The 3,643-nt window shown below is 53.1% G+C and carries 1 protein-coding gene and 1 pseudogene; both read right to left on the bottom strand.

Annotated features, from left to right (window positions below; translation table 11 throughout):
* The coding region (locus tag ACFFGT_RS19260; RefSeq protein WP_377024142.1) for an amino acid adenylation domain-containing protein at positions 1–2,188 on the bottom strand (2,188 nt) is incomplete at its 3' end.
* A gap of 126 nt (positions 2,189–2,314) precedes the next feature.
* Positions 2,315–3,637 (bottom strand): annotated as a pseudogene (locus tag ACFFGT_RS19255) (condensation domain-containing protein); the annotation flags it as partial.
* Between the last annotated feature and the right edge of the window lie 6 nt (positions 3,638–3,643).

Raw genomic sequence — 3,643 nt, 5'->3', positions numbered from 1 at the left:
GTACATAATGGCCCGGTACCATATAGCCCGGCAAGCGTTCCTGAAGGTACTGACGAAGCTCCGGCACATTCAGCAGTGTGCCGCTTACCACGTACGCTACCAGCTCCCGTTCGCCGCTGCCCAGATCAAGCGCCTGTACAACCGAGCTGCTTACATCACTGTGACCGTTTAGCGCACTTTCGATCTCCCCTAATTCGATCCGGTAACCCCTCACCTTTACCTGGTCGTCTAAACGGCCATGGTATATTAATTCCCCTCCCGAGGACTGGCTGACCTTATCCCCCGAGCGGTATAAACGTTCGCCGGCCCTGAATGGGCTGGCGATAAATTTCTCAGCACTCAGCTCTTCGCGGTTCAAATAACCCCTCGCCACTCCGGCCCCGCCTACGTACAGTTCCCCCGGTACCCCAAGCGGCTGTAACTGCTGCCGCTCATCCAGTACATAACAGCTTAACGTCGGGATCGGGACCCCGATACCCGCGCTGTTGGACGCTATCTCCGACCAGCCGATACTTTTATACGTCACATGAACCGTGGTTTCCGTTATACCGTACATATTCACCAACTGGATTTCAGGGTAACGCTTATACCACTCCGAAAGCATCGGGGCGCTTAGCGCTTCCCCTCCGAAAATCACATACCGGAGCGAGTGTTCCGGTACCGATGAGGACAACGCTTCACGGATCAAGCCATAAAAGGCCGATGGGGTCTGGTTCAGTACCGTAACGCCCTCCCCGATCAGCAGATCCAGGTATAAACGGCTATCCTGCGCAACTTCACGCGGAACAATGACCAGCCGACCGCCGTTCAGCAGCGCCCCGTACATCTCCCATACCGAAAAATCAAAGCCCGGCGAATGGAACATCGTCCACACATCCGTACTCCCGAAATCATATAAAGGGGCATCCGTCTTAAACAACCGGACAACATTCCCGTGCTCGATCAGCACACCTTTTGGAACCCCCGTCGAACCAGAGGTATAGATCGCATAACAAAGCCCCGAACTGTTCAACCCTACTCCAGGGTTAAACTCCGGCTGCCCAGACACAACACGCTGATCATATTGATATTTATGCCGCCTCTCTGTTATGGCATTACGGCCGCCCTTCGATACTTTTAATTGTACATCATAACGGTAAAGTGTCAGCTCGTTCTCTATCGTCCGCAGCTTTTCACTTACCTTCACTTCACTTATTGCTGGTTCATCATACCGCAGATCGCTGAAAAAGTGCCGCGATACAAACAGGTCTGAGGAAAAATCTGTTTTGGTAACATACCCATGGCCATGGTTCGCTGCTTTAAACATTTCCAGGTCGCTGAGCAGCGCCCGTTTGCGGTCAATGTCCATCACATCACCGATAAAGATCTCCCCATCTTCTTTTAATAACCCGATCGCCGAACGGAGCACCTTACGAAGGTAATTATGCCCGTGAAAATGCTGGATAACGCTATTGATGATCACCAGGTCAAAACCGCTTTCTTCCAGGTCCGACAAACCGTCCGCCGCCAGGCATTGCAACTTTACATTTCCCAAACCTTCCCGGGCGGCCATCTCCCGCGTATTCTCCAGGATCACCGGGGACAGGTCTGTTCCATAATATAACGAAACGAACGGAGCGATCTTTCTTAAGGTCAGCCCGGAGGAACAACCGATCTCCAGCACGCGCAGCCCGGGATGTAAACCTGCCGACAGTTTACGGTATACATTCATCGCATACTCTTCCATCTCCTCTTCCGACAGCGCTTCCCCCGTAAAACTGCTCGTCCAGCCACCTCCGGTGATCGCATCGGAGGCCTGTTCCCCAACATGGTCCCACAGCTCCTGGTTCATCATCACGTTCTCCCGCTCTTCCTCCTGATCATAAACCGATTCACTGTCTATGCATAAATAGTGCTCAAACTGCTCCGAGCACCATTGCACCCGGTTCACTGTCTCGATATAGGCTTTACTGGTTATCAGCACGCGAACGCCGCTGTCGGATACCATGAACTTCAGCCGCTCTTCGGGAATCCCTCCTTCCATCGGAATGTACATCCCCCCTGCTTTTAAGACCCCAAGCATCGAGGCCACCACATCGAGGCCGCGGTCCAGCAGGATCCCTACGCCCTCTTCTTTACGTAAACCTGCCTCCCTCAGCAGGAAATGCGCGATCTGGTTGGCCCGCTTATTCAGTCCCGAATAACTCAAACGCGCCGGACCGGACACCACCGCTACAGATGCCCCGTGCTCCTGAACCGATCGCTCAAAAAGGCTCACCAGCGTCTCATCGGCCGGATAGGAACAAGCTCCGCCCGACAGCCCTAACAACGCCTTTTCCCCTTCGCTGATATAGTCCAGCCTGCACAGCGGCAACTCCGGGTCTGACATCGCCGAAATTAACAGCTCCTCCAGGTTCGATGCCATCCGCGAGATCCGGTCATCGTCATAAATATCACTATTATATTCTATCGTCGCGTGAAGCTCATCCCCTAACTCCCGGAAGTCAAAACGGAGATCGAACAAACTCACTACACGCTTGCGGTCCTTGTATCCGCTTACTTTTACATCTCCAAGCCCTTCTCCTTTACCCCCCGGACTATCCGTATTCTGCAGCACAACAACTACATCGAACAGCGCATGACGGCTCAGGTCACCGCTTTGATAAACTTCCTCTACAAGCTCATCAAAAGGGTATTGCTGGTGTTCATACGCTCCTAATGTCGTTTCCCGAACACCCCCGAATAGCGAACCGTAACCCGCAGAACCACTAAAACGGTTACGAAGCGCGAGCATATTCACATAAAAACCGATCTGGTCTTCCAGGTCCGCATGGGAACGCCCAGCTATAGGGCTGCCGATCACGATATCTTCCTGGCCCGTATAACGGTACAACAACGCCGTTACACCGGCTAAAAGCCCCATAAATAACGTACCGCCCTGCTCCTGGCTGTAACTTTTCAACTGCTGAAGAACTTCGCCCTTGATCACCCGGTGCAAGCCTCCGCCGTTATAGCTCTTTATACCTGGACGGGCACGGTCCCCCGCAAGCTCCAGCACAGGAAGCGGGCCCGAAAAACGGTCCAGCCAGTAAGCACGGGATATCGAAAATGAGCCCCCGTGAAGCGCTTCCTGCTGCCAACATGCATAGTCCTTGTACTGGATCCCCAAAGCCGGTAAGGCTGCCGAACTCCCCGATAATATTTGGTTGTAATAAAACAGCAGCTCCCGGATCAAAATCCCCATCGACCACCCGTCGCTGATGATATGGTGCATCACATACACAAAAACCCACCGCGTGTCGCTCAGCTGGTATATATGCGCACGAAGCAGAGGGCCTGCACTCAGCGAAAAACCACGTACCGACTCTTCCTGAACCAATACCCGCAATACGTCTTCCTGGTCTGCAAGCGAACGGAGGTCGGTCTCCCGGATCCTGAATTCAAAGGCCGGCAGTATATACTGGTGCACATCTCCACCAGCTGATTCCCGGAAAACCGTACGCAAGGCCTCATGACGGCCGATCAGTTTCCCAAATGCCGATGATAAACACCCAACCTCAAGAACTCCTTCAAAAACATGTACACCCGACATATTATACGCCGCATTCCCTTCTTCCAACTGGCACAATACCCACAAACGCCGCTGCGCTGAAGACATCACATA

Source organism: Mucilaginibacter angelicae (assembly GCF_042434235.1).
Lineage (GTDB): Bacteria > Bacteroidota > Bacteroidia > Sphingobacteriales > Sphingobacteriaceae > Mucilaginibacter > Mucilaginibacter angelicae.
This window is presented reverse-complemented; position numbering and strand designations above follow the sequence as displayed.